Here is a 21,959-nt window from a genome sequence, read left to right on the forward strand (position 1 = left end):
GCCGCGCGACAGGGGCGCAGTAGCCCGGCGCGGCATCGGCTGTGTAAAAGGATAGCGTATGCGTACTGAATATTGCGGGCAGTTGAATCTGTCCCACGTGGGCCAGGAAGTCACTCTGTGTGGTTGGGTCAATCGTCGTCGCGATCTGGGCGGCCTGATCTTTATTGATATGCGCGACCGCGAAGGCATCGTGCAGGTGTTCTTCGATCCGGACCAGAAAGTGGCGTTCGACAAGGCCTATGACCTGCGCAATGAGTTCTGCATCCAGATCGTCGGCACCGTGCGTGCGCGTCCGGACAGCCAGATCAATAAAGATATGGCTACCGGCGAAGTGGAAGTGTTCGCCCACGCGCTCGAGATCATCAACCGCTCCGAGCCGCTGCCGCTGGACTCCAACCAGGTCAACAGCGAAGAAGCGCGCCTGAAATACCGTTACCTCGATCTGCGTCGCCCGGAAATGGCCGAGCGTCTGAAGACTCGCGCCAAAATCACCAGCTTCGTACGCCGCTTTATGGACAGCCACGGTTTCCTCGACATCGAAACGCCGATGCTGACCAAAGCGACGCCGGAAGGCGCCCGCGATTACCTGGTGCCGAGCCGCGTGCACAAGGGCAAATTCTACGCGCTGCCGCAGTCTCCGCAGCTGTTTAAACAGCTGCTGATGATGTCCGGCTTCGATCGTTACTATCAGATCGTCAAATGCTTCCGTGACGAAGACCTGCGTGCGGACCGTCAGCCCGAATTCACCCAGATCGACGTCGAAACCTCCTTCATGACCGCCGAGCAGGTGCGTGAAGTGATGGAGAAGCTGGCGCGCGAACTGTGGCTGGACGTGAAGGGCGTGGATCTGGGCGATTTCCCGGTCATGACCTTCGCCGAAGCGATGCGTCGCTTTGGTTCCGACAAGCCGGACCTGCGTAACCCGCTGGAGCTGGTGGACGTGGCCGACCTGGTCAAGGACGTCGAGTTCAAAGTGTTCTCCGGCCCGGCCAACGACGACAAAGGCCGCGTGGCGGCGATCCGCGTACCGGGCGGCGCACAGCTGACCCGCAAGCAGATCGACGAGTACGGCGCTTTCGTCAACATCTACGGCGCCAAAGGCCTGGCCTGGCTGAAGGTCAACGACCGCGCCGCCGGCATGGAAGGCGTGCAGAGCCCGATCGCCAAATTCCTCAGCGCGGAAGTGCTGGAAGCCGTCCTGGCGCGCACCGGCGCGCAGACAGGCGACATCCTGTTCTTCGGCGCCGACAGTTTCAAGATTGTCACCGATGCGATGGGCGCGCTGCGCCTGAAGCTGGGTCGCGATCTGGGGCTGACCCAACTCGACAGCTGGGCACCGCTGTGGGTGGTTGACTTCCCGATGTTCGAAGAAGACGAAGAGGGCGGCCTGGCGGCGATGCACCACCCGTTCACCTCGCCGCGCGACATGAGCCCGGAAGAGCTGGCCGCAGCGCCGGTCAACGCCATCGCCAACGCCTATGACATGGTGATCAACGGTTACGAAGTGGGCGGCGGTTCGGTGCGTATTCACCGCAGCGAAATGCAGCAGACGGTATTCAGTATTCTGGGCATCGACGAACACGAACAGCGCGAGAAGTTCGGCTTCCTGCTGGACGCGCTGAAGTACGGCACGCCGCCGCACGCCGGCCTGGCTTTCGGCCTGGACCGTTTGGTGATGCTGCTGACCGGCACCGACAACATCCGCGACGTCATCGCCTTCCCGAAAACCACCGCGGCGGCCTGTCTGATGACCGACGCACCGAGCTTCGCCAACCCGGCGGCGCTGCAGGAGCTGGCGATCAGCGTGGTAAAGAAAGCCGGTGCGGAACAAGAGAGCGAGTGATGAGTTACAAGCGCCCTGAATCTATCCTGGTAGTGATTTACGCGAAATCCAGTGGTCGGGTGCTGATGTTACAGCGGCGCGACGATACCGAGTTCTGGCAGTCGGTCACCGGCAGCCTGGAACAGGATGAGTCGCCGCCGCATGCCGCGCGGCGTGAGGTCATGGAAGAAGTGGGCATCGATATCGAAGCAGAGCACCTGCCGTTGTTCGATTGCCAGCGCTGCGTGGAGTTTGAACTCTTTGTCCATTTGCGACATCGCTATGCGCCGGGAACCACGCGCAATAAAGAGCACTGGTTCTGTCTGGCGTTGCCCGAGGAGCGCGATCCGGTGATTACCGAGCATCACGCTTACCAATGGCTTGAGGCGGCCGAGGCCGTGAAGTTGACCAAGTCGTGGAGCAATCAGCAGGCGATTGAAGAGTTCGTGATCAATTCAGTCCAGTAGTTTTTTTCGGAGATTTTTTATGGCAGGTCATAGTAAGTGGGCCAACACAAAGCACCGTAAAGCGGCGCAGGACGCCAAGCGCGGTAAAATTTTCACCAAGATTATTCGTGAGCTGGTCACGGCCGCCAAGCTGGGCGGCGGCGATCCGGATTCCAACCCGCGTCTGCGCGCGGCGATGGACAAGGCGCTGTCGAACAACATGACGCGCGACACCATGAACCGTGCAATCGCGCGCGGCGTGGGCGGCGATGATGATACCAATATGGAAACCATCATCTATGAAGGTTACGGTCCTGGCGGCACCGCCGTCATGATCGAATGCCTGAGCGACAACCGCAACCGCACCGTGGCGGAAGTGCGCCACGCCTTTACCAAATGCGGCGGCAACCTCGGCACCGACGGTTCCGTGGCTTATCTGTTCACCAAGAAGGGCGTGATCACCTACGCACCGGGCCTGGATGAAGACAGCGTAATGGAAGCGGCGTTGGAAGCCGGTGCGGAAGACATCGTGACCTATGACGATGGCGCCATCGACGTGTTCACCGCCTGGGAAAGCCTGGGCGCGGTGAAAGACGCGCTGACCGCGGCGGGCTTCGAAGCCGAAGCGGCGGAAGTGTCGATGATCCCATCGACCAAGGCCGACATGGACGCGGAAACCGCGCCTAAGCTGTTGCGCCTGATCGATATGCTGGAAGACTGCGACGACGTGCAGGAAGTTTACCATAACGGTGAAATCTCCGACGAAGTGGCGGCGACGCTGTAATCCGGTAAAACGGGCGCCGCCGTTCGGCGGCGCCGTGCATGCAAGGTGGATGTAGATATGGCGATCATACTCGGTATCGATCCCGGCTCGCGCGTCACCGGCTATGGCCTTATCCGCCAGCAGGGGCGCCAGTTGAGCTATATCGCCAGCGGCTGCATCCGCACGGTGGTGGACGACATGCCGACGCGGCTGAAGCTGATTTACGCCGGCGTCAGCGAGATCATCACCCAGTTTCAGCCCGATTTCTTCGCCATCGAACAGGTGTTTATGGCCAAGAACCCGGATTCGGCGCTCAAGCTCGGCCAGGCGCGCGGCGTCGCGATCGTGGCGGCGGTGAATCAGAACCTGGAAGTGTTCGAGTATGCGGCGCGGCAGGTCAAACAAACCGTGGTCGGCACCGGCGCGGCCGAAAAGGCGCAGGTACAGCACATGGTGCGCTCGCTGCTCAAACTCTCGGCAAACCCGCAGGCGGATGCCGCGGATGCCCTGGCCATCGCCATCACCCACTGCCACCTCAGCCAGAACGTGCTGCGAATGAGCGAAGGGCGGCTGAACCTGGCGCGCGGGCGTTTGCGCTGACGCGAAACGATGATTGCTCAGGCTGGATATTCATCCAGCCTTTTTTATGTTATAAGCTTTACCAGCAACGGCATGGCAGGGCGCCATGCCCGGTCATTCTGCAGGAGGGTAAATGATAGGTCGTCTCAGAGGAAATATTCTGGAAAAGCAGCCGCCGCTGGTGTTACTGGAGGCGAACGGCGTGGGTTATGAAGTGCACATGCCGATGACCTGCTTTTACGAGCTGCCGGAACTGGGGCAAGAGGCCATCGTGTTTACCCACTTCGTGGTGCGTGAAGACGCGCAGCTGCTGTACGGTTTCAACGACAAGCAGGAGCGCGCGCTGTTCCGCGAGCTGATTAAGGTCAACGGCGTCGGGCCGAAACTGGCGCTCGCCATCCTGTCGGGCATGTCCGCGCAGCAGTTCGTCAGCGCGGTGGAGCGCGAAGAGATCACCGCACTGGTCAAGCTGCCGGGCGTGGGCAAAAAAACCGCCGAGCGCCTGGTGGTCGAGATGAAAGACCGCTTCAAAGGGCTGAACGGCGATCTGTTCAACAACAGCAGCGAGATCAGCCTGCCGGCCGCCGCCGACAAAACGCCGGAAGCGGACGCAGAAGCCGAAGCTGTCTCGGCGCTGGTGGCGCTGGGCTATAAGCCGCAGGAAGCCAGCCGCATGGTCAGCAAGATTGCCAAGCCGGGCGCCGACTGCGAAACCCTGATCCGCGACGCGCTGCGCGCCGCCCTGTAAGGCCGAAAAGGGGTAGATAATGATTGAAGCCGATCGCCTGATTTCCGCCGAACCGATCAACGAAGAGGAGATCCTCGATCGCGCCATTCGTCCCAAGCTGCTGACCGAATACGTCGGCCAGCCGCACGTGCGCGAGCAGATGGAGATCTTCATTCAGGCGGCCAAGCAGCGCGGCGACGCGCTCGACCATTTACTGATCTTTGGCCCGCCGGGGCTGGGGAAAACCACCCTGGCCAACATCGTGGCCAACGAAATGGGCGTAAATTTGCGCACCACTTCTGGCCCGGTGTTAGAGAAGGCGGGCGATTTGGCGGCGATGCTGACCAACCTCGAACCGCACGACGTGTTGTTCATCGACGAAATTCACCGTTTGTCACCGGTGGTGGAAGAAGTATTGTATCCGGCGATGGAAGACTACCAGCTGGATATCATGATCGGCGAAGGGCCGGCGGCGCGTTCGATTAAGCTCGATCTGCCGCCGTTTACCCTGGTGGGTGCCACCACCCGCGCCGGTTCGCTGACCTCACCGCTGCGCGATCGCTTCGGCATTGTCCAGCGGCTGGAGTTTTATCAGGTGGCGGATCTGCAGCACATCGTCTCGCGCAGCGCCGGGTGCCTGGGGCTGGAGCTGTCCGACGAGGGCTCCCATGAAGTGGCCCGCCGCGCGCGCGGCACGCCGCGTATCGCCAACCGCCTGTTGCGCCGGGTGCGCGATTTCGCTGAAGTGCGCGCCAACGGCGTGATCAGCGGTTCGGTAGCGGCGCAGGCGCTTGATATGCTCAACGTCGATGCCGAAGGCTTTGACTATATGGATCGTAAACTGCTGCTGGCGATTATCGACAAGTTTACCGGCGGCCCAGTCGGGTTGGATAACCTGGCGGCGGCGATCGGTGAAGAGCGCGAAACCATCGAAGACGTGATTGAACCGTTTCTGATCCAGCAGGGCTTTATCCAGCGCACGCCGCGCGGCCGTCTGGCGACGCAGCACGCCTACCGGCACTTTGGTCTCGAACGCGAAGAGTAAATTTTTAATCCGCCAATAAGAAAGGGCCGCAGATGCGGCCCTTGTCATATCCCGGCTTTAATCAAGCCTGTTGTTTTTTGAACAGGCTCAGCGTGAACAGCACGGCAGCGCAGAGCACCACCGAAGGGCCGGCCGGCGTATCGTAAAATGCCGAGAAGGCCAGGCCGCCGGTAACCGCCACCATGCCGAGCAGTACCGCGACGCCCGCCATCTGCTCCGGCGTGCGCGCGAAGCGGCGAGCGGTGGCCGCCGGAATGATCAGCAGTGAGGTGATGATCAGCGCGCCGACGAATTTCATCGCCAGGCCGATGGTCAACGCGGTGACCAGCATCAGCACGGTACGTGCCCGCGCCAAATTGACGCCGTCGACGTGCGCCAGCTCCGGGCTGATGGTCATCGACAGCAGATCTCGCCATTGCCACCACAGCACCAACAGCACCACGGCGACGCCGCCGGCGATCATCACGATGTCGCTCAGCGTGACCGACAGCAGATCGCCGAACAGGTAGGCCATCAGATCGACCCGCACGTTGGACATCAACGCCACCACCACCAGACCCAGCGACAGGGCGCTGTGGGCCAGAATGCCGAGCAGGGTATCCACCGAAAGTTGCGGGCGGCGTTCCAGCCACACCAAGGCCAGAGCCAGCAGCAGCGTAATGGCGATCACCGCATAGAAAGGATTGATGTCCAGCAGCAGACCAAAGGCGACGCCGAGCAGCGAGGCGTGCGCCAGGGTATCACCGAAGTAGGACATGCGGCGCCAAACCACAAAGGAGCCCAGCGGCCCGGCGGCGCTAGCCAGCAACACCCCGGCCAGCCAGCCGGGAAGTAACAATTCGATCATGCTTCGCGGCTCCCGGTTTTCTTCAAGACAATTCTTCCTTGCAGGTCGTGGCGGTGGTTGTGATGGTGGCGATACACCGCCAGCTGCTCTGCGCCGCGGTTGCCGAACATGGCGATGAATTCGGGATGCATCGAGACCACCTCCGGCGCGCCGGAGCAGCAGATGTGCTGATTGAGGCACAACACCTCGTCGGTTTTCGCCATCACCAGATGCAGATCGTGCGAGACCATCAGTACGGCGCAGCCCAGCTCCTTGCGCAGCTGATCGATCAGATCGTACAGCGCCAGTTGGCCGTTGACGTCCACCCCTTGCGTGGGTTCGTCCAGCACCAGCAGCTGCGGTTTATTCAGCAGCGCTCGCGCCAGCAGTACGCGTTGGTTCTCGCCGCCGGAGAGCTTTTGCATCGGCTGGTCGAGCAGGTGGGCGGCGTGCACGCGCTTGAGCGCCGGCAGAATGTCGGCTTTCTTTACGCCGGGTTTAAGACGCATAAAGCGGCTGACGGTCAGCGGCAGGGTGGCGTCGAGGTGGAGTTTTTGCGGCACGTAGCCGATGCGCAGGTCGGGCTCCCGCTCCAGCGTGCCGGCGGTTGGTTTGACCAATCCCAGCACCACGCGTACCAGTGTGGATTTGCCCGCGCCGTTCGGGCCAAGCAGCGTGAGAATACGGCCGGGCTGCAGGCTGAGGGAAATGTTCGACAGCACCTTGCGGCTGCCGAAGGCGACGGAGATATTTTTTAGCGTTATCAGTGTAGACATCTCGAGATTACAGGTTGCAGAACGAAGCGGATGTTATAATATCACGCCTTGTTGATGAAAACGATGGGATTACTGATGATGGCAAAGAAAAATAAATGGCTGCAGCGCACGCTGCTGGCCAGCGCACTGTTGATGGCCGGCCCGCTGAGCAGCGCTTCCGCTGCGGTGGTGACCTCGATTCGCCCCTTAGGCTTTATCGCTTCGGCGATCGCCGACGGCGTGACGCCGACCGAGGTGTTGCTGCCGGACGGCGCTTCGCCGCACGATTTTGCGTTGCGTCCTTCCGATATCCAACGCTTGCGTTCCGCTGACCTGGTGTTGTGGGTCGGGCCGGACATGGAAGCGTTCTTGAACAAGGCGCTGGTGCCGATCTCGGCGACCCGAAAGCTGGCTATCAGCGAACTGCCGGCGGTGAAGCCGCTGCTGATGAAAGGCGAAGAGGACGACGATCATGAACATGCAGGCGAAGCGCATAACCATGCCGATGACGATCATGGGCATCATCACGGCGAGTACAATATGCACGTTTGGCTGTCGCCGGAGATAGCAAAAGTGACCGCGATCGCGATTCACGACAGATTGTTGGAACTTATGCCGCAAAATAAGGACAAATTAGACGCAAACCTGCGCCAGTTCGAGAATCTGCTGACGCAAACTGACAAAAATGTTGGTAACATGCTTACGCCTGTGCAAGGTAAGGGTTATTTTGTTTTTCATGATGCTTACGGCTACTTTGAAAAACACTACGGTTTGAGTCCGCTGGGCCATTTCACCGTCAATCCCGAAATTCAGCCTGGAGCACAGCGCCTACACCAAATTCGAACACAGTTGGTTGAGCAGAAAGCGGTATGCGTTTTTGCTGAGCCACAATTCAGGCCGGCCGTAATCAATGCCGTCGCCAAGGGTACCAAAGTGCGTTCCGGAACGCTGGACCCGCTGGGCACCGGCATCGCGCTGGGGAAGGACAGCTACGGGAAATTCCTGACACAGTTGTCAAACCAGTACGTGAGCTGCCTGAAGTAAAGCTTATGAGGATAATATCGAGTGCAGCAGATAGTCCGAACTATCGCTCTGGCGTATAACAACCTGCCACGGCCCCACCGCGTCATGCTGGGGTCGCTGACAGTCGTCACATTGGCCGTCGCTGTTTGGCGGCCTTTTGTTTACCACCCAGAACACAACCCCATCGCCAAGAGCGTCGAGTTAGAATCCAGCCAGATGCGGTCATTGCTCCCTGAAGCCAGTGAACCGATAGATGTCGACCAACCCACCCCCGATGACGAAATCCCGCAGGATGAGCTGGACCAGAAGGATGCCGGCGATGATGGCGTGCATGAATATGTGGTTTCCACCGGTGACACCCTTGGCAGCATTCTGACGCAGTACGGCATCGATATGTCGGATGTCACCTTGCTGGCTTCGCAAAACCGCGATCTGCGCAATCTGAAGATCGGCCAACAGCTGTCGTGGACCGTGAACGACGCAGGCGATTTGCAGCAGTTGACCTGGGAGGTTTCCCGCCGCGAAACTCGCACCTATGATCGCGTCGGCAACAGCTTCAAGGAGTCAAAAGAGGCGCAGCAGGGCGAATGGCGCAACAACGTGATCAGCGGCCGGGTCAACGGCAGCTTCGTCAGCAGCGCCGGCGACGCCGGGCTGAGCCGTAACGAAATCAACTCGGTGATCAAGGCGTTGCAGTGGCAGCTCGATTTCCGCAAGCTGCGCAAAGGCGATCAGTTCTCCGTGCTGATGTCGCGTGAGCATTTCGACGGTAAGAAATCGCAAAGCCAGCTGTTGGGCGTGCGTTTGCGCACCGGCGGCAAGGATTACTATGCGATCCGCGCCGAAGACGGCAAATTCTACGATCGCCAAGGCTCTGGCCTGGCGCGCGGCTTCATGCGTTTCCCGACCATGAAACAGTTCCGCATCTCCTCCAACTTCAACCCGCGCCGCGTGAACCCGGTGACGGGCCGCGTGGCGCCGCACAAGGGCGTCGATTTCGCCATGCCGGTCGGCACGCCGGTGCTGGCGGTCGGTGACGGTGAGGTGGTGATCGCCAAACGCAGCGGCGCAGCGGGCAACTATGTGGCGATCCGCCACGGTCGTCAGTACACCACGCGCTATATGCACCTGAAAAAACTGTTGGTGAAACCAGGCCAGAAGGTGAAACGCGGCGATCGCATTGCGCTCTCCGGCAACACCGGCCGCTCCACCGGGCCGCATCTGCACTTTGAACTGTGGACCGGCCAACAGGCGGTGAACCCGCTGACGGCCAAACTGCCGCGTTCCGAAGGGCTGGGCGGCAAAGACCGCAGCGATTATCTGGCGCAGGTGAAGGAAGTGGTTCCTCAGCTGCAGTTGGATTAACGCCCCCTTTTTCCGGCGCTTCGGCGCCGTTAATTTCATCGGCCTGATTGCGGGCCGATGCTGTTTTACCTGGGCGGTTCGCGGTTGTTAATTGCAAAATCGGTGCTGGCAATTATGATTAGCCGAATCGCTAAGCCAAGAGCATGTGCATGCAAAACGAGAAGAAATCGAACGTAGAGTTCATTCCGCAGTTTCAAAAAGCCTTTTTATATCCGCGCTACTGGGGCGTGTGGTTGGGAACCGGTCTGATGGCCGGCATTTCGCTGGTGCCTGCGCGCCTGCGCGATCCGGTGCTGGGTGCGGTCGGCAAACTGGCCGGCAAGCTGGCGAAGGGCGCGCGCCGTCGTGCCCGCATCAACCTGCTGTATTGCTTGCCGGAATTGCCGGAAAGCGACCGTGAGCACATTATCGACCAGATGTTCGCCTGCGCGCCGCAGTCGATGGTGCTGATGGCGGAGCTGGCCTGCACCAAGCCCGAGAAAGTGCTCAAGCGCGTGCGTTGGCACGGTGAAGAGGTGTTGGACAAGATCCGGGCGGAAGGGCGCAACGTGATTTTCCTGGTGCCTCACGGCTGGGCGGTGGATGTGCCGGCGATGTTGATGGCCGCGCGCGGCCAACCGATGGCGGCGATGTTCCACAACCAGCGCAATCAGCTGATCGACTACCTGTGGAACGCCGTGCGTCGTAAATTCGGCGGCCGCATGCACGCGCGCAATGACGGCATCAAACCCTTTATCAGTTCAGTGCGCCAGGGGTATTGGGGTTATTATCTGCCCGATCAGGATCACGGCGCTGAGCACAGTGAGTTTGTCGACTTCTTTGCCACCTATAAAGCGACCTTGCCGGCGGTCGGGCGGCTGATGAAGGTATGCCGTGCGGCGATCGTGCCGTTGTTCCCGGTGTACGACGGCAAAACCAGCATGCTGGATATCTATATTCGCGAGCCGATGGACGATCTGGCCGAAGCCGATGACCCACGGATTGCCCGCCGTATGAATGAAGAAGTGGAAAACCTGGTGGGCCCGAACCCGGAGCAGTACACCTGGATCCTCAAACTGTTGAAGACGCGCAAAGAAGGGGAGATTGAACCCTACTCGCGCGACGATCTGTATCGTTAATCCTTTCTACCGCTAACGCCGGCAGGGTCACATCCCGGCCGGCGTTTCTTCAGATGTGTACCCTACAGCCGCGAGCCCGCAGGATGTCGACGATTTTAGGCGTGTGGGTGAAATCATTCCAGCGCAGATCAAGCTTGCGCAGTCGACTCAGTTCGCCGAGGCTTTCCGGCAGATCGCTCAGGCGGTTGGCGCGCAGATCCAGGCTTCTCAGCGCCGTCAGCTCACCGATATTTTCCGGCAGGCGCGTCAGCTGGTTGAAACGCAGGTTCAACTCGCTCAACCGCGGCAGCCGGCAGAAGGCTTCCGGCAGTTCGGCGATGGCGTTGCTGGCCGCGTCGAGTATCTCCAGCCCACCGAGCTGTGCCATTTCCGCCGGCAGCGCGGTCAGGGCATTTTTCATGATATGCAGTTCGCGCAGCGCGCGCAATTGCCCGATTTCGCCGGGCAGGCTGCCGATGCGGTTGTTGTATAAACGCAGCTCCTGCAATGCCGCAAGCCTCGGTATCGCCAGGGGCAAAACGGCCAGGCGGTTGTCGGTCGCATTGAGGTAAACCAGTTGCTGTAGCTGCGCCAGCGAGTGCGGCAGATCGCTAAAGCCGTTATCGCTCAGGTAGAGGTATTTCAACCGATGCAGTTGGCCCAGCTCTTCGGGGAGCTCGCTGGCGCGATTGTGGCCGAAGTCGAACATCTCAAGCTGTTGCAACTGGCCAATCTCCGGCGGCAGGCGGTCGAGCTGATTGCAGGAGATGTTCAGCACCTGCAGGTTGCGGTGTTGCAAGATGGAGGCGGGGAAGGCCGTCAGCTGATTGTCGTACAGGCTGATTTTGCGCAGCGCATGGCCGGTTAGCTGCGATTCGTCGAGCTGCGTCAGACCGCGCCCATCGAGATCGAGTGCATCACCGGTCGAGGCTGGATTGCGTTGGTGGAGCATGGCGTTCTCCGTCGTTTATGGCGGTGTCAGGGCAAAAAAATGCCGGCCAACGTGAGCCGGCCGGCATGTCGTCTGCGGCGTGGATTACTCGACGCGCAGAATACGGCTGGTATTGGTGGTGCCGACGGTTTCCATCACGTCGCCCTGGGTGACGATCACCAGATCGCCGGAGACCAGGAAGCCTTTGTCACGCAGGCGATTGACGGCTTCATTGGCGGCGATCACGCCGTCTTTGTGGCTGTCGAAATATACCGGCGTCACGCCGCGATACAGCGCGGTCAGGTTAAGCGTGTGCTCATGCCGCGACATGGCGAAGATCGGCAGGCCGGAGCTGATGCGCGACATCATCAGCGCAGTGCGGCCGGATTCGGTCATGGCGATCAGCGCGGTGACGCCTTTCAGGTGGTTGGCGGCATACATCGAAGACATGGCGATCGCCTCTTCGATGTTGTCGAACTGTACGTCCAGGCGGTGTTTGGAAACGTTGATGCTCGGGATCTTCTCGGCGCCCAGACAAACGCGCGCCATCGCCGCCACGGTTTCCGCCGGGTATTGGCCAGCGGCGGTTTCCGCCGACAGCATGACGGCGTCGGTGCCGTCCAGCACGGCGTTGGCCACGTCCATGACTTCGGCGCGGGTCGGCATCGGGTTGGTGATCATCGACTCCATCATCTGGGTCGCGGTGATCACTGCGCGGTTCAGGGTGCGGGCGCGGCGGATCAGTTTCTTCTGAATGCCGACCAGTTCCGGATCGCCGATTTCGACGCCCAGGTCGCCACGGGCGACCATCACCACGTCGGAGGCCAGAATAATGTCGTCCATCGCTTCGTCGGTGCAAACTGCTTCGGCGCGCTCAACCTTGGACACGATCTTGGCGTTGCAGCCGGCATCGCGCGCCAGGCGGCGGGCATAGTTCAGATCTTCACCGGTACGCGGGAAGGAGACCGCCAGGTAGTCGACGCCAATCTTGGCGGCGGTCACGATGTCCGCCTTGTCTTTTTCTGTCAGGGCTTCGGCCGACAGGCCACCGCCGAGTTTGTTGATGCCCTTGTTGTTGGACAGCGGGCCGCCGACGGTCACTTCGGTAAACACTTTCATGCCCTGAACTTCGAGCACTTTCAGCTGAACGCGGCCGTCATCGAGCAGCAGGACGTCGCCCGGCACCACGTCGGCTGGCAGGCCTTTATAGTCGATACCGACTTTTTCTTTATCGCCTTCGCCTTTTGACAGGTTGGCGTCCAGCAGGAATTTATCGCCCACGTTGAGGAAGATTTTGCCTTCCTTGAAGGTGGAGACGCGAATTTTCGGCCCTTGCAGATCGCCGAGGATAGCGACGTGACGCCCCAGTTTAGCAGCGATTTCGCGCACTTTGTCAGCGCGAGCCTGGTGATCTTCCGGGCTGCCGTGGGAGAAGTTAAGCCGAACTACGTTGGCACCGGCGGCAATGATCTTTTCCAGATTATTGTCGCGGTCTGTAGCCGGACCCAGGGTGGTAACGATTTTGGTTCTTCTGAGCCGTCTGGACATGTATTACTCCGTTGACTGGTGAAGCAAATATTGGTGTTGCGATAACGTCGGATAACGAAACCAGGCGTGAAATGTAATTTTACAACACTGATATTTCACCCGGGTTACCCGCATGAGCATGTTAACAGGGTACCGCCTCTGATGCCGTCATTCAAATGTCTGTTGAACGGCGATTTTTTCTTCGTCGGGTCACGAATCAAAACTGTTGGGAATGACCACGCCTTTATCAAAGCGCGATTCTTTGAGCGCTTCTTTGACCCGCTTCAAGTTATCTCTGAATTTAGCCCCTCGGCGCAAGGTAAATCCGGTGGCAAGCACGTCAATGAGCGTTAATTGCGCGATCCGCGACACCATCGGCATGTAAACGTCGGTGTCTTCGGGCACGTCGAGCAGCAGGGCCAGGGTCGCCGCCTGGGCGAGCGGGGTGTCGCGCGAGGTGATAGCCAGTACCGTGGCGTCGTTCTCCCGCGCCAGGTGGGCCATCTCCACCAGATTCTTGGTGCGGCCGGTGTGTGAGATCAGCACCACCACGTCGCCTTCGCTGGAGTTCATGCAGCTCATGCGCTGCATGACGATGTCATCAAAGTAGACCACCGGAATGTTGAAGCGGAAAAATTTGTTCATCGCATCGTGCGCCACTGCCGCGGAGGCGCCCAGCCCGAAGAAAGAGATCTTTTTTGCCTGGGTGAGCAGGTCAACCGCACGATTGATTGCGGCAATATCCAAATTTGCCTTTACTGTATCCAGGCTGGCCATTACCGATTCGAAGATCTTGCTGGTATAGGAATCGACGCTGTCATCTTCCTCAACGTTACGGTTTACGTAGGGCGTGCCGTTAGCCAGGCTTTGGGCGAGATGCAGTTTGAAATCGGGAAAGCCTTTGGTATCAAGGCGGCGGCAAAAGCGGTTGACGGTAGGTTCGCTGACGTCGGCCATGCGCGCCAGCGTGGCGATGCTGGAGTGAATGGCGGTCTGCGGGGAGGCCAGGATCACCTCGGCGACTTTCCTTTCAGATTTGCTCAGGCGTTCCAGATGGCTCTGGATTTTGTCCAGCGTATTCATATAACGAGAGTCACTCATGGTTTTATCCCTGTGGCTTTCAAGCAACAGCGTCGAATTTCGCCCGTGTTCGCCGTGCAAGCAGACGCCAAACGAGCGGCTGTAACCTGGAATCGATAGGGTATGTCGATTTCAAACAAAGGAGAAATCAATGCCGGTTTAGTGAAAATATACTACGTGCTGGTAACCGTTGGCAGTCTCGACACGGCGTATGCAGGGTTTTTTCACCAGAATATGACCTGTGTCTAACTTTCATAATGGTAACAGAGCGTCAAAAAAGACGAAAAATTACAGTTTTGCCCGTGGTGAGGGCGTTGGCGTAGATTGGCGCTTTCCACTGGAATCTTGAAGCCTTTTTTTCTGCTTTGCTCCGGGTTTGCTGGCCGTAGTCAAACAGAGTACATTAGTAATGTAAGAAAATTACAAATATCCTGCAACGAGGAGATGAACATGGCGGTAACCTCTACAGCCCAGGCGTGTGACCTGGTTATTTTCGGCGCGAAAGGTGATTTGGCGCGCCGTAAGCTGCTGCCTTCCCTGTACCAGTTAGAGAAAGCCGGACACATCCACCCGGATACGCGGATCATCGGCGTCGGCCGCGCGGAGTGGGATAAACAAGCCTATACCGAAGTGGTCAAGGAAGCGCTTGGCACCTTCATGAAGGAAAAACTGGATGACGAACTCTGGGCCACGCTGAGCGCGCGCCTGGACTTCTGCAACCTGGACGTCAACGACAGCAAGAACTTTACCAAATTGGGTAAAATGCTGGTTCAGAAGCACCGCACCACCATCAACTACTTTGCCATGCCGCCAAGCACCTTTGGCGCCATCTGCAAAGGGCTGGGCGAAGCCAAGCTGAACCATGAGCCGGCGCGCGTGGTGATGGAGAAACCGCTGGGCACCGATTTGGCGTCCTCACGCGTGATCAACGATCAGGTGGCGGAGTACTTCAACGAATCCCAGGTTTACCGTATCGACCACTATCTCGGCAAAGAGACGGTGCTGAACCTGTTGGCGCTGCGTTTCGCCAACTCGCTGTTCGCCTCCAACTGGGATAACCGCACCATCGATTCGGTGCAGATCACCGTAGCGGAAGAGGTGGGCATCGAAGGGCGTTGGGGTTACTTCGACCAGGCCGGCCAGATGCGCGACATGATCCAGAACCACCTGCTGCAGATCCTGACCATGATCGCCATGTCGCCGCCGGCGGATCTGACGACCGACCGCATCCGCGACGAGAAGGTGAAGGTGCTGCGCTCGCTGCGCCGCATCGATCAGACCAATGTCCGGGAAACCACCGTGCGCGGTCAGTACACCGCCGGCTTCGTCCAAGGCAAGAAAGTGCCGGGTTATCTGGAAGAGGAAGGGGCGAACAAGAGCAGCAGCACCGAAACCTTCGTCTCTATCCGCGTGGATATCGACAACTGGCAGTGGGCCGGCGTGCCGTTCTACCTGCGTACCGGTAAACGTCTGCCGACCAAATGTTCGGAGGTGGTGGTGTACTTCAAAAACCCGCCGCTTAACCTGTTCAGCGATTCTTACCAGCAGTTGCCGCAGAACAAGCTGACCATCCGCCTGCAGCCGGACGAAGGCATCGAAATTCAGGTGCTGAACAAGGTGCCGGGGCTGGATCACAAGCACCGCCTGCAGACTACCAAGCTGGACCTGAGCTTCTCGGAAACCTTCAACCAGGAGCACGTGGCGGACGCCTATGAGCGCCTGCTGCTGGAGACCATGCGCGGCATTCAGGCGCTGTTCGTGCGCCGCGATGAAGTGGAAGAAGCCTGGAAGTGGGTCGACTCCATCATGGACGCATGGAAAGCCGACAACGAGGCGCCTAAGCCTTACCAGGCGGGTACCTGGGGGCCGGTGGCGTCGGTGGCGATGATCACCCGCGACGGCCGCTCCTGGAACGAGTTCGAATAATGCGTAATGCCGGCAGCCTGTCTGCCGGCTTTTTTTTGCCTGCGATCTGCGCGCGGGCCTCATCACTTACGGTACGGCCGGACGTCCGCGCATTTGTGCGGAGCCCTGTGGCAGGGGCGTGCCATTGTTAACCGCGAGTAATGGAGAAATAACGATGAAAAACTGGAAAACCAGCGCCGAGCAGATCCTGACGGCGGGGCCGGTGGTGCCTGTTATCGTGATCAACAAGCTGGAGCAGGCGGTGCCGCTGGCGAAAGCGCTGGTTGCCGGCGGCGTGCGGGTATTGGAGGTGACGCTGCGCACCGCCTGCGGGCTGGAGTCTATCCGCGCTATCGCCGAAGAGGTGCCGGAGGCGATCATCGGCGCCGGTACGGTGATCAACCCGCAGCAGCTGCGGCAGGTGACCGAAGCCGGGGCGCAGTTCGCCATCAGCCCAGGGCTGACCGAGGCCTTGCTGCAGGCGGCGACGGCGGGACCCATCCCGCTGATCCCGGGCATCAGCACCGTGTCTGAACTGATGCAGGGCATGGATCACGGCCTGCGCGAATTTAAATTCTTCCCGGCGGAAGCCAACGGCGGCGTGAAGGCGCTGCAGGCGATCGGCGGCCCGTTCCCGCAGGTGCGTTTTTGCCCGACCGGCGGCATTACGCCAAACAATTACCGCGATTATCTGGCGCTGAAAAGCGTGCTTTGCATCGGCGGTTCCTGGCTGGTGCCGGCGGACGCGCTCGAAAAAGGCGACTATGCGCGCATCACTGAACTGGCGCGCAGCGCCGTCAGCGGCGCCGCGTTGTAACCCGCGCTAGGCCTGGGGTTGGCGCTTATTTGCTCACCCGCGGATATCGCAAGGCTCAACCCTTTGTTGAGCCTTTTTTAATTTTTATCGTGATTAACTTTCTTATTTTTAACCCGTTTTTTTCTGCTTTTTGATGAAAACGGCAGTTTGCTTTCTTATTTTGGCTGTGGTAAAAATATCTCAGTTGAAAATTTTACTTTTATGAGGATATTGGGCAAATCGCACGGTGTGCGGCTGATAATAGAGAACTATTATGATGACTATTAACGGAACTACCCTCAGAACCTCTACGTGCCAACTCTTCCTGTCTGCGATCCTTGCCAGTGAGCATCACTGGTGCAGCGAGCTATAGCGTCTTTCTCCCTTAACCGGTGCGGGTAGCGGGCTTAGGCCTTCGTTCTACCGTTCAGCCGGGCAAACATTCTTTTTGCGTTTGGGTCAGTTTATCCCCAGGGATCTCTGCGTCTTGCGCGCCGTACTGTGGCCGTTCGACGAGATAAATCGGGATAAATATGCCTTGGCGCGCGTTATTCGCCGTTTGGGAGAAAAATTATGATTTATTGGATCTTTTTAGGTTTGGCCATCATGACCGAAATCATCGGCACCTTGTCGATGAAATACGCCAGCGTCAATGGCGGCATGATTGGGCATATCGTGATGTACGTGATGATCACCGCGTCTTATGTGTTGTTGTCAGTAGCGGTAAAACGCGTGGCGTTGGGCGTGGCCTATGCGCTGTGGGAAGGCATCGGCATTCTGTTCATCACCCTGTTCAGCGTGCTGTGGTTCGACGAGCCGATTTCGGCGCTGAAGGTGCTGGGTCTGGCTACGCTGATCGCCGGCATCATGCTGGTGAAATCCGGCACCCGCAAAGAGCGAAAACAGGTCAGCCCGCGAGGTGACAACCATGCAACAGTTTGAGTTGTACCATATTGGGTTTCTGGGATTGGCCATCGTGCTGGAAATCATCGCCAACATCTTCCTGAAGATGTCGGACGGCTTCCGTAAAATTTGGCTGGGGCTGTTGTCGCTGCTGTCGGTGCTCGGCGCGTTCAGCGCCCTGGCGCAGGCGGTGAAGGGCATCGATCTGTCGATCGCTTATGCGTTGTGGGGCGGTTTCGGTATCGCCGCCACCATCGCTGCGGGCTGGATCATGTTCGGCCAGCGGTTAAATGCCAAAGGCTGGATCGGCCTGGCGCTGTTGCTGGCGGGGATGGTGATCCTTAAACTGTCCTGATAGCGGGCAATAAAAAACCGCAGGCGTTGCCGTCTGCGGTTTTTTTTCGTCTGCGCTCAGGCTTACAGCGCGGCGATGATTTTGATTTCCACTTTATATTTCGGATTCATCAGCTGCGCCTGCACGGTGCAGCGTACCGGCGCGCTGCCGGCAACCACCCAGGCGTCCCAGGCGGCGTTCATCGCGGCGAAGTCGGCGGTATTGGCCAGGAAGATGGTGGCGTCCAAAATGCGGCTTTTATCCGAGCCTACGCGCGCCAGCAGCACGTCGATGGCTGCAAGGGCGTTGGCGGTCTGCGCGGTCGCGTCATCATCCAGGTTCTCCGGCACGCTGGTATAGTAAACGGTCTCGTTGTGCACCACGGCTTCGGACCAGCGCTGATCGGGATCAATTCTTTCGATATTCATTTGCTTATCTCCATATCATAGTCCCGCTAAGGGTAGCACAGCCGGTGATGAAAAAGCGCGGCGATAAAGTGGGTGGTAGCCGGGCGGCAGGCTTGGCATAATCACCGCTGAATGACACCGGCAGAGAGACAGCGTGACAGACGATTTTGCAACAGACGGCGCATTGGCGCAGGCTATCAAGGGATTCAAACCGCGTGAGCCGCAGCGGCAGATGGCGCAGGCCGTCACCGAAGCGATCAATTTCAAGCAGGAACTGGTGGTGGAAGCCGGCACCGGCACCGGCAAAACCTTCGCTTATCTGGCGCCGGCGTTGCGCGCCGATCGCAAAGTGATCATCTCGACCGGTTCGAAAGCGTTGCAGGATCAGCTGTATGCGCGCGATCTGCCCACCGTCGCCAAGGCGCTGAAGTACAAAGGCAAGCTGGCGCTGCTGAAGGGGCGCTCCAACTACCTGTGTCTGGAGCGTCTTGAGCAGCAGTCGATGGCCGGCGGGGAGCTGGCGGGGCAGACGCTGATCGATTTGGTGCAGCTGCGCAAGTGGTCGTCGCAGACCAAAGAAGGCGACATCAGCACCTGCAGCGAAGTGGCGGAAGACAGCTTCGTCTGGCCATTGGTGACCAGCACCAATGACAACTGTCTCGGCAGCGATTGCCCGCTGTATCAGGATTGCTTCGTGGTTAAAGCGCGCCGCCGCGCGATGGATGCGGATGTGGTGGTGGTGAACCATCACCTGTTCCTGGCGGATATGGTGGTGAAAGAGGGCGGTTTCGCCGAGCTGATCCCGGAAGCCGAGGTGATGATTTTCGATGAGGCGCACCAAATCCCCGACATCGCCAGCCAGTATTTTGGCCAGCAGCTCACCAGCCGCCAATTGTTGGATCTGGCGAAGGACATCACCATCGCCTACCGCACCGAGGTGCGCGATGCCGCCCAACTGCAAAAAAGCGCCGATCGTCTCAGCCTGAGCACGCAAGATTTTCGCCTTAATCTGGGAGAGCCGGGTTTTCGCGGCAATCTGCGTGACGTGCTCGGGGAGCCGAACGTGCAGCGCGCTTTGTTGCTGCTCGATGACGCGCTGGAGCTGTGTTACGACGTCATGAAACTGTCGCTGGGGCGTTCGGCGCTGCTGGATGCCGCCTTTGAGCGCGCCACGCTGTACCGCGCGCGCCTCAAACGCCTCAAGGCGGTGACGGAGCCGGGCTACAGCTATTGGTATGAGTGCAATTCGCGCCACTTCGTGCTGGCGCTGACGCCGTTGACGGTGGCCGATCGTTTCCGCGAAATGCTGGACGAGAAGCCGGGCAGCTGGATCTTTACCTCGGCCACGCTGTCGGTCAACGATCAGCTGGGTCACTTCACCGAACGGTTGGGGCTGACCAAGGCCAAAACGCTGCTGCTGCCGAGCCCGTTCGACTATGCCAAACAGGCGTTGCTGTGCGTGCCGCGCTTTTTGCCTTCGCCGAATCAGCCCGGCGGGGCGCGCCAGCTGGCGCGCATGCTGCGGCCATTAATCGAAGCCAACAACGGCCGCTGCTTCTTCTTGTGCACCTCGCACCAGATGATGCGCGAGCTGGCGGAAGAGTTTCGCGCCACGATGACGCTGCCGGTGCTGTTGCAGGGGGAAACCAGTAAAGGCCAGCTGTTGGCGCAGTTCGTCGCCGCCGGTAACGCGCTGCTGGTGGCGACCAGCAGCTTCTGGGAAGGGGTGGACGTGCGCGGCGATGCGCTGTCCTGCGTCATCATCGATAAACTGCCGTTCACGTCACCGGACGATCCGTTGCTGAAGGCGCGCATTGAAGATTGCCGCCTGCGTGGCGGCGATCCGTTCAATGATGTGCAGTTGCCGGATGCGGTCATCACCCTGAAACAGGGCGTCGGCCGTTTGATCCGCGACACCGACGATCGCGGCGTGCTGGTGATTTGCGATAACCGTCTGGTGATGCGCCCTTACGGCGAGGTGTTCCTCAATAGCCTGCCGCCCACGCCGCGCACCCGCGATCTGAAGCAGGCAATCGCCTTCCTGCAGGCCGCCGACACGTCGGCCACGTGAAAGATGAAGGGCTTACGGGGCTGTGCTACAATGCGCGCCCTGTATGAAAAACCCAGTTTTATTCCCGCCAGAGGTTGGCATGTCCACGCGAATTTTAGCGATCGATACCGCGACGGAAGCCTGTTCCGTCGCCGTCTGGAATCAAGGCGAAATCCACGCCCTGTTTGAGCTGTGCCCACGCGAGCATACGCAACGAATTTTACCTATGGTGCAGCAGGTGCTGGCGGAATCCGGTCTGGCGCTCAACCAGCTCGATGCGCTGGCCTTCGGCCGTGGCCCCGGCAGCTTTACCGGGGTGCGCATCGGTATTGGCATCGCTCAAGGCCTGGCGCTGGGCGCCGATCTGCCGATGATCGGCGTTTCCACGCTGCAAACCATGGCGCAGGGCGCCTGGCGCGTCAGCGGCGCGGAGCGTGTGCTGGCGGCGATCGATGCGCGCATGGGCGAGGTCTACTGGGGGCAGTTCGAACGCCAGGCGGACGGCCGCTGGTTGGAAAGCGAAAGCGAGGCCGTGCTGTCGCCGGCGCAGGCGCTGGAGCGTGCGCAGCGCCTGCAGGGCGAATGGGCCCATGTTGGCACCGGGTGGCAAACCTATCCCGACTTGGTCAAGGGTTCCGCGTTGAGCGTACGTGACGGCCAAATGCTGTTGCCGCAGGCGGAAGACATGCTGCCGCTGGCGCTGCAGGCCTGGCAAGAAGGGCTGGCGGTAGCGGTGGAAAACGCCGAGCCGACCTATCTGCGCAATGAAGTCACCTGGAAAAAACTGCCGGGCCGCGACTGATCGCGGCGTATTGTGCTGATGTTGATGCCGGGCGATGAGGGGTTGCAACTTGAACGATGAAACGCGGTCAAAGTTACAGCCATTTCAGGAGATTGCGACCATGTTAATCCGCACTGCAAGTAAAAAGCTGTCGCTGCTGGCCGTCGCCTGCGGCGCGCTGGTTTTATCCGGGTGCGTCACCGTACCGGATGCGATCAAAGGCTCCAGCCCTACGCCGGTGACTCAGCTGTCCTCGGTACAAAATGCACCCAACCTGTTTACCGGCGCGGAAGCCCGTTTCGGCGGCACCGTGGTAAACGTCGCCAACGAACAAGGGCGCACGCTGCTGGAGATAGCGGCGGTGCCGCTCGACAGCGGTGCGCGGCCGATACTGGGTGAACCGTCGAACGGTCGCTTGCTGGCCACGGTGAACGGCTTCCTCGAACCGGTCGATTTCAAAGGCCAACTGGTGACCGTCGTCGGCCCTATCACCGGCCTGAAAGAGGGGCGGATCGGCATGACGCCGTATCGCTTCGTAACGATGAACGTGACCGGTTTCAAGCGCTGGCATCTGGTGCAGCAGGTGGTGATGCCGCCGGCGCCGATGGGCCCTTGGGGCTGGCGCGGAGGTCCGTGGGGACCCGGTTGGGGCGCAGGCTATGGCTGGTACAACCCTGGCCCGGCACAGGTGCAAACCATCGTAACCGAGTAGCATACGCTTGATGTGAACACATTTGACAGGGCGGCTCAGGCCGCCCTTTTGTTTTTTGGGATAAGGAATATCCGACAATTAGTGA

22 protein-coding genes are annotated in these 21,959 nt (G+C 59.5%); 16 read left to right on the forward strand and 6 right to left on the reverse strand.

Going from position 1 to position 21,959, the window contains the following annotated elements:
- Positions 1–58 precede the first annotated feature (58 nt).
- The 6 genes from aspS (at position 59) to ruvB (ending at position 5,382) form a co-directional block, all read left to right on the forward strand.
- Positions 59–1,843, forward strand: a complete 1,785-nt coding sequence (gene aspS, locus JL05_RS14780; protein ID WP_033632846.1) for an aspartate--tRNA ligase — start codon at positions 59–61, stop codon at positions 1,841–1,843.
- Entirely contained in the window at positions 1,843–2,289 is a 447-nt protein-coding gene (nudB, locus tag JL05_RS14785) for a dihydroneopterin triphosphate diphosphatase (protein ID WP_004932373.1), read from the forward strand. The genes aspS and nudB overlap by 1 nt, the downstream gene beginning before the upstream one ends.
- Positions 2,290–2,308: 19 nt before the next feature.
- Entirely contained in the window at positions 2,309–3,052 is a 744-nt protein-coding gene (locus JL05_RS14790; protein ID WP_004932370.1) for a YebC/PmpR family DNA-binding transcriptional regulator, read from the forward strand.
- 57 nt (positions 3,053–3,109) lie between these two features.
- On the forward strand, positions 3,110–3,631 hold the full coding sequence (gene ruvC, locus JL05_RS14795; RefSeq protein ID WP_004932367.1) for a crossover junction endodeoxyribonuclease RuvC: 522 nt from the start codon (positions 3,110–3,112) through the stop codon (positions 3,629–3,631).
- Positions 3,632–3,743: 112 nt separating this feature from the next.
- The gene (ruvA, locus tag JL05_RS14800) at positions 3,744–4,358 is read left to right on the forward strand and encodes a Holliday junction branch migration protein RuvA (RefSeq protein WP_004932365.1); all 615 of its coding nucleotides are present in this window, start codon (positions 3,744–3,746) and stop codon (positions 4,356–4,358) included.
- 19 nt (positions 4,359–4,377) lie between these two features.
- Complete coding sequence (ruvB, locus tag JL05_RS14805; protein WP_033632847.1) at positions 4,378–5,382, forward strand: Holliday junction branch migration DNA helicase RuvB; 1,005 nt, start codon at positions 4,378–4,380, stop codon at positions 5,380–5,382.
- A gap of 61 nt (positions 5,383–5,443) precedes the next feature.
- Here the strand turns inward: ruvB and znuB are convergent, their stop codons facing one another.
- Together znuB and znuC are read right to left on the reverse strand one after the other, a co-directional pair.
- On the reverse strand, positions 5,444–6,229 hold the full coding sequence (gene znuB / locus JL05_RS14810; protein WP_015378131.1) for a zinc ABC transporter permease subunit ZnuB: 786 nt from the start codon (positions 6,227–6,229) through the stop codon (positions 5,444–5,446).
- Entirely contained in the window at positions 6,226–6,984 is a 759-nt protein-coding gene (gene znuC / locus JL05_RS14815; protein WP_004932357.1) for a zinc ABC transporter ATP-binding protein ZnuC, read from the reverse strand. Before znuC ends, znuB begins: the two co-directional genes overlap by 4 nt.
- 78 nt (positions 6,985–7,062) lie before the next feature.
- Between znuC and znuA the strand changes: the two genes are divergently transcribed.
- From znuA to lpxM, 3 genes are all read left to right on the forward strand, one after another.
- The gene (gene znuA, locus JL05_RS14820; RefSeq protein ID WP_033633640.1) at positions 7,063–8,007 is read left to right on the forward strand and encodes a zinc ABC transporter substrate-binding protein ZnuA; all 945 of its coding nucleotides are present in this window, start codon (positions 7,063–7,065) and stop codon (positions 8,005–8,007) included.
- Between the two features lie 21 nt (positions 8,008–8,028).
- A complete protein-coding gene (gene mepM / locus JL05_RS14825; RefSeq protein WP_004932347.1) occupies positions 8,029–9,351 on the forward strand; it encodes a murein DD-endopeptidase MepM in 1,323 nt (440 codons plus the stop codon).
- 149 nt (positions 9,352–9,500) lie between these two features.
- Positions 9,501–10,469 carry a lauroyl-Kdo(2)-lipid IV(A) myristoyltransferase gene (lpxM, locus tag JL05_RS14830; RefSeq protein ID WP_004932345.1) on the forward strand — a complete coding sequence of 323 codons (969 nt, stop codon included), beginning with the start codon at positions 9,501–9,503 and terminating at the stop codon, positions 10,467–10,469.
- Between the two features lie 49 nt (positions 10,470–10,518).
- Here lpxM and JL05_RS14835 read toward each other — a convergent pair whose 3' ends face one another.
- From JL05_RS14835 to JL05_RS14845, 3 genes are all read right to left on the reverse strand, one after another.
- Positions 10,519–11,400 carry a leucine-rich repeat domain-containing protein gene (locus JL05_RS14835; protein WP_033632848.1) on the reverse strand — a complete coding sequence of 294 codons (882 nt, stop codon included), beginning with the start codon at positions 11,398–11,400 and terminating at the stop codon, positions 10,519–10,521.
- Positions 11,401–11,484: 84 nt separating this feature from the next.
- Positions 11,485–12,927 carry a pyruvate kinase gene (gene pyk / locus JL05_RS14840; protein WP_004932339.1) on the reverse strand — a complete coding sequence of 481 codons (1,443 nt, stop codon included), beginning with the start codon at positions 12,925–12,927 and terminating at the stop codon, positions 11,485–11,487.
- A 189-nt stretch (positions 12,928–13,116) separates the two neighbouring features.
- Positions 13,117–13,989: a MurR/RpiR family transcriptional regulator gene (locus JL05_RS14845; protein WP_021503871.1), complete on the reverse strand. Its 873-nt coding sequence runs from the start codon at positions 13,987–13,989 to the stop codon at positions 13,117–13,119.
- Positions 13,990–14,436: 447 nt separating this feature from the next.
- Here JL05_RS14845 and zwf point away from each other — a divergent pair, with 447 nt between their 5' ends.
- The 4 genes from zwf to mdtI all read left to right on the forward strand — a co-directional run bounded on the left by zwf (position 14,437) and on the right by mdtI (position 17,945).
- Complete coding sequence (gene zwf, locus JL05_RS14850; protein ID WP_033632849.1) at positions 14,437–15,912, forward strand: glucose-6-phosphate dehydrogenase; 1,476 nt, start codon at positions 14,437–14,439, stop codon at positions 15,910–15,912.
- Positions 15,913–16,066: 154 nt separating this feature from the next.
- Positions 16,067–16,708 (forward strand): bifunctional 4-hydroxy-2-oxoglutarate aldolase/2-dehydro-3-deoxy-phosphogluconate aldolase, encoded by a 642-nt coding sequence (locus JL05_RS14855; protein ID WP_004932329.1) that lies wholly within the window; start codon positions 16,067–16,069, stop codon positions 16,706–16,708.
- Positions 16,709–17,260: 552 nt separating this feature from the next.
- Complete coding sequence (gene mdtJ / locus JL05_RS14860) at positions 17,261–17,629, forward strand: multidrug/spermidine efflux SMR transporter subunit MdtJ (protein WP_004932327.1); 369 nt, start codon at positions 17,261–17,263, stop codon at positions 17,627–17,629.
- Positions 17,616–17,945: a multidrug/spermidine efflux SMR transporter subunit MdtI gene (mdtI, locus tag JL05_RS14865; protein ID WP_004932324.1), complete on the forward strand. Its 330-nt coding sequence runs from the start codon at positions 17,616–17,618 to the stop codon at positions 17,943–17,945. The genes mdtJ and mdtI overlap by 14 nt, the downstream gene beginning before the upstream one ends.
- Before the next feature lie 62 nt (positions 17,946–18,007).
- On the opposite strand, the gene JL05_RS14870 is transcribed toward mdtI, so the two are convergent.
- Complete coding sequence (locus JL05_RS14870) at positions 18,008–18,352, reverse strand: RidA family protein (protein ID WP_015378124.1); 345 nt, start codon at positions 18,350–18,352, stop codon at positions 18,008–18,010.
- A gap of 133 nt (positions 18,353–18,485) precedes the next feature.
- Between JL05_RS14870 and yoaA the strand changes: the two genes are divergently transcribed.
- The 3 genes from yoaA (at position 18,486) to JL05_RS14885 (ending at position 21,874) form a co-directional block, all read left to right on the forward strand.
- Entirely contained in the window at positions 18,486–20,402 is a 1,917-nt protein-coding gene (yoaA, locus tag JL05_RS14875; RefSeq protein ID WP_004932318.1) for a DNA repair helicase YoaA, read from the forward strand.
- 79 nt (positions 20,403–20,481) lie between these two features.
- Positions 20,482–21,183 carry a tRNA (adenosine(37)-N6)-threonylcarbamoyltransferase complex dimerization subunit type 1 TsaB gene (tsaB, locus tag JL05_RS14880; RefSeq protein WP_033632850.1) on the forward strand — a complete coding sequence of 234 codons (702 nt, stop codon included), beginning with the start codon at positions 20,482–20,484 and terminating at the stop codon, positions 21,181–21,183.
- A 100-nt stretch (positions 21,184–21,283) separates the two neighbouring features.
- Positions 21,284–21,874 (forward strand): Slp family lipoprotein, encoded by a 591-nt coding sequence (locus JL05_RS14885; protein WP_033632851.1) that lies wholly within the window; start codon positions 21,284–21,286, stop codon positions 21,872–21,874.
- The last annotated feature ends 85 nt before the right edge of the window (positions 21,875–21,959 follow it).

The organism is Serratia nematodiphila DZ0503SBS1, assembly GCF_000738675.1.
GTDB lineage: Bacteria > Pseudomonadota > Gammaproteobacteria > Enterobacterales > Enterobacteriaceae > Serratia > Serratia nematodiphila.

What these genes read in the sequence shown, in the direction of transcription:
- nudB (WP_004932373.1), top strand. Translation starts at nt 1,843, where the DNA reads ATGAGTTACAAGCGCCCTGAATCTATCCTGGTAGTGATTTACGCGAAA.
- JL05_RS14855 (WP_004932329.1), top strand. Translation starts at nt 16,067, where the DNA reads ATGAAAAACTGGAAAACCAGCGCCGAGCAGATCCTGACGGCGGGGCCG.
- JL05_RS14790 (WP_004932370.1), top strand. Translation starts at nt 2,309, where the DNA reads ATGGCAGGTCATAGTAAGTGGGCCAACACAAAGCACCGTAAAGCGGCG.
- znuA (WP_033633640.1), top strand. Translation starts at nt 7,063, where the DNA reads ATGGCAAAGAAAAATAAATGGCTGCAGCGCACGCTGCTGGCCAGCGCA.
- lpxM (WP_004932345.1), top strand. Translation starts at nt 9,501, where the DNA reads ATGCAAAACGAGAAGAAATCGAACGTAGAGTTCATTCCGCAGTTTCAA.
- znuC (WP_004932357.1), bottom strand. Translation starts at nt 6,984, where the DNA reads ATGTCTACACTGATAACGCTAAAAAATATCTCCGTCGCCTTCGGCAGC.
- znuB (WP_015378131.1), bottom strand. Translation starts at nt 6,229, where the DNA reads ATGATCGAATTGTTACTTCCCGGCTGGCTGGCCGGGGTGTTGCTGGCT.
- ruvC (WP_004932367.1), top strand. Translation starts at nt 3,110, where the DNA reads ATGGCGATCATACTCGGTATCGATCCCGGCTCGCGCGTCACCGGCTAT.
- pyk (WP_004932339.1), bottom strand. Translation starts at nt 12,927, where the DNA reads ATGTCCAGACGGCTCAGAAGAACCAAAATCGTTACCACCCTGGGTCCG.
- zwf (WP_033632849.1), top strand. Translation starts at nt 14,437, where the DNA reads ATGGCGGTAACCTCTACAGCCCAGGCGTGTGACCTGGTTATTTTCGGC.
- JL05_RS14845 (WP_021503871.1), bottom strand. Translation starts at nt 13,989, where the DNA reads ATGAATACGCTGGACAAAATCCAGAGCCATCTGGAACGCCTGAGCAAA.
- ruvB (WP_033632847.1), top strand. Translation starts at nt 4,378, where the DNA reads ATGATTGAAGCCGATCGCCTGATTTCCGCCGAACCGATCAACGAAGAG.
- aspS (WP_033632846.1), top strand. Translation starts at nt 59, where the DNA reads ATGCGTACTGAATATTGCGGGCAGTTGAATCTGTCCCACGTGGGCCAG.
- JL05_RS14885 (WP_033632851.1), top strand. Translation starts at nt 21,284, where the DNA reads ATGTTAATCCGCACTGCAAGTAAAAAGCTGTCGCTGCTGGCCGTCGCC.
- mdtJ (WP_004932327.1), top strand. Translation starts at nt 17,261, where the DNA reads ATGATTTATTGGATCTTTTTAGGTTTGGCCATCATGACCGAAATCATC.
- JL05_RS14835 (WP_033632848.1), bottom strand. Translation starts at nt 11,400, where the DNA reads ATGCTCCACCAACGCAATCCAGCCTCGACCGGTGATGCACTCGATCTC.
- tsaB (WP_033632850.1), top strand. Translation starts at nt 20,482, where the DNA reads ATGTCCACGCGAATTTTAGCGATCGATACCGCGACGGAAGCCTGTTCC.
- JL05_RS14870 (WP_015378124.1), bottom strand. Translation starts at nt 18,352, where the DNA reads ATGAATATCGAAAGAATTGATCCCGATCAGCGCTGGTCCGAAGCCGTG.
- mdtI (WP_004932324.1), top strand. Translation starts at nt 17,616, where the DNA reads ATGCAACAGTTTGAGTTGTACCATATTGGGTTTCTGGGATTGGCCATC.
- ruvA (WP_004932365.1), top strand. Translation starts at nt 3,744, where the DNA reads ATGATAGGTCGTCTCAGAGGAAATATTCTGGAAAAGCAGCCGCCGCTG.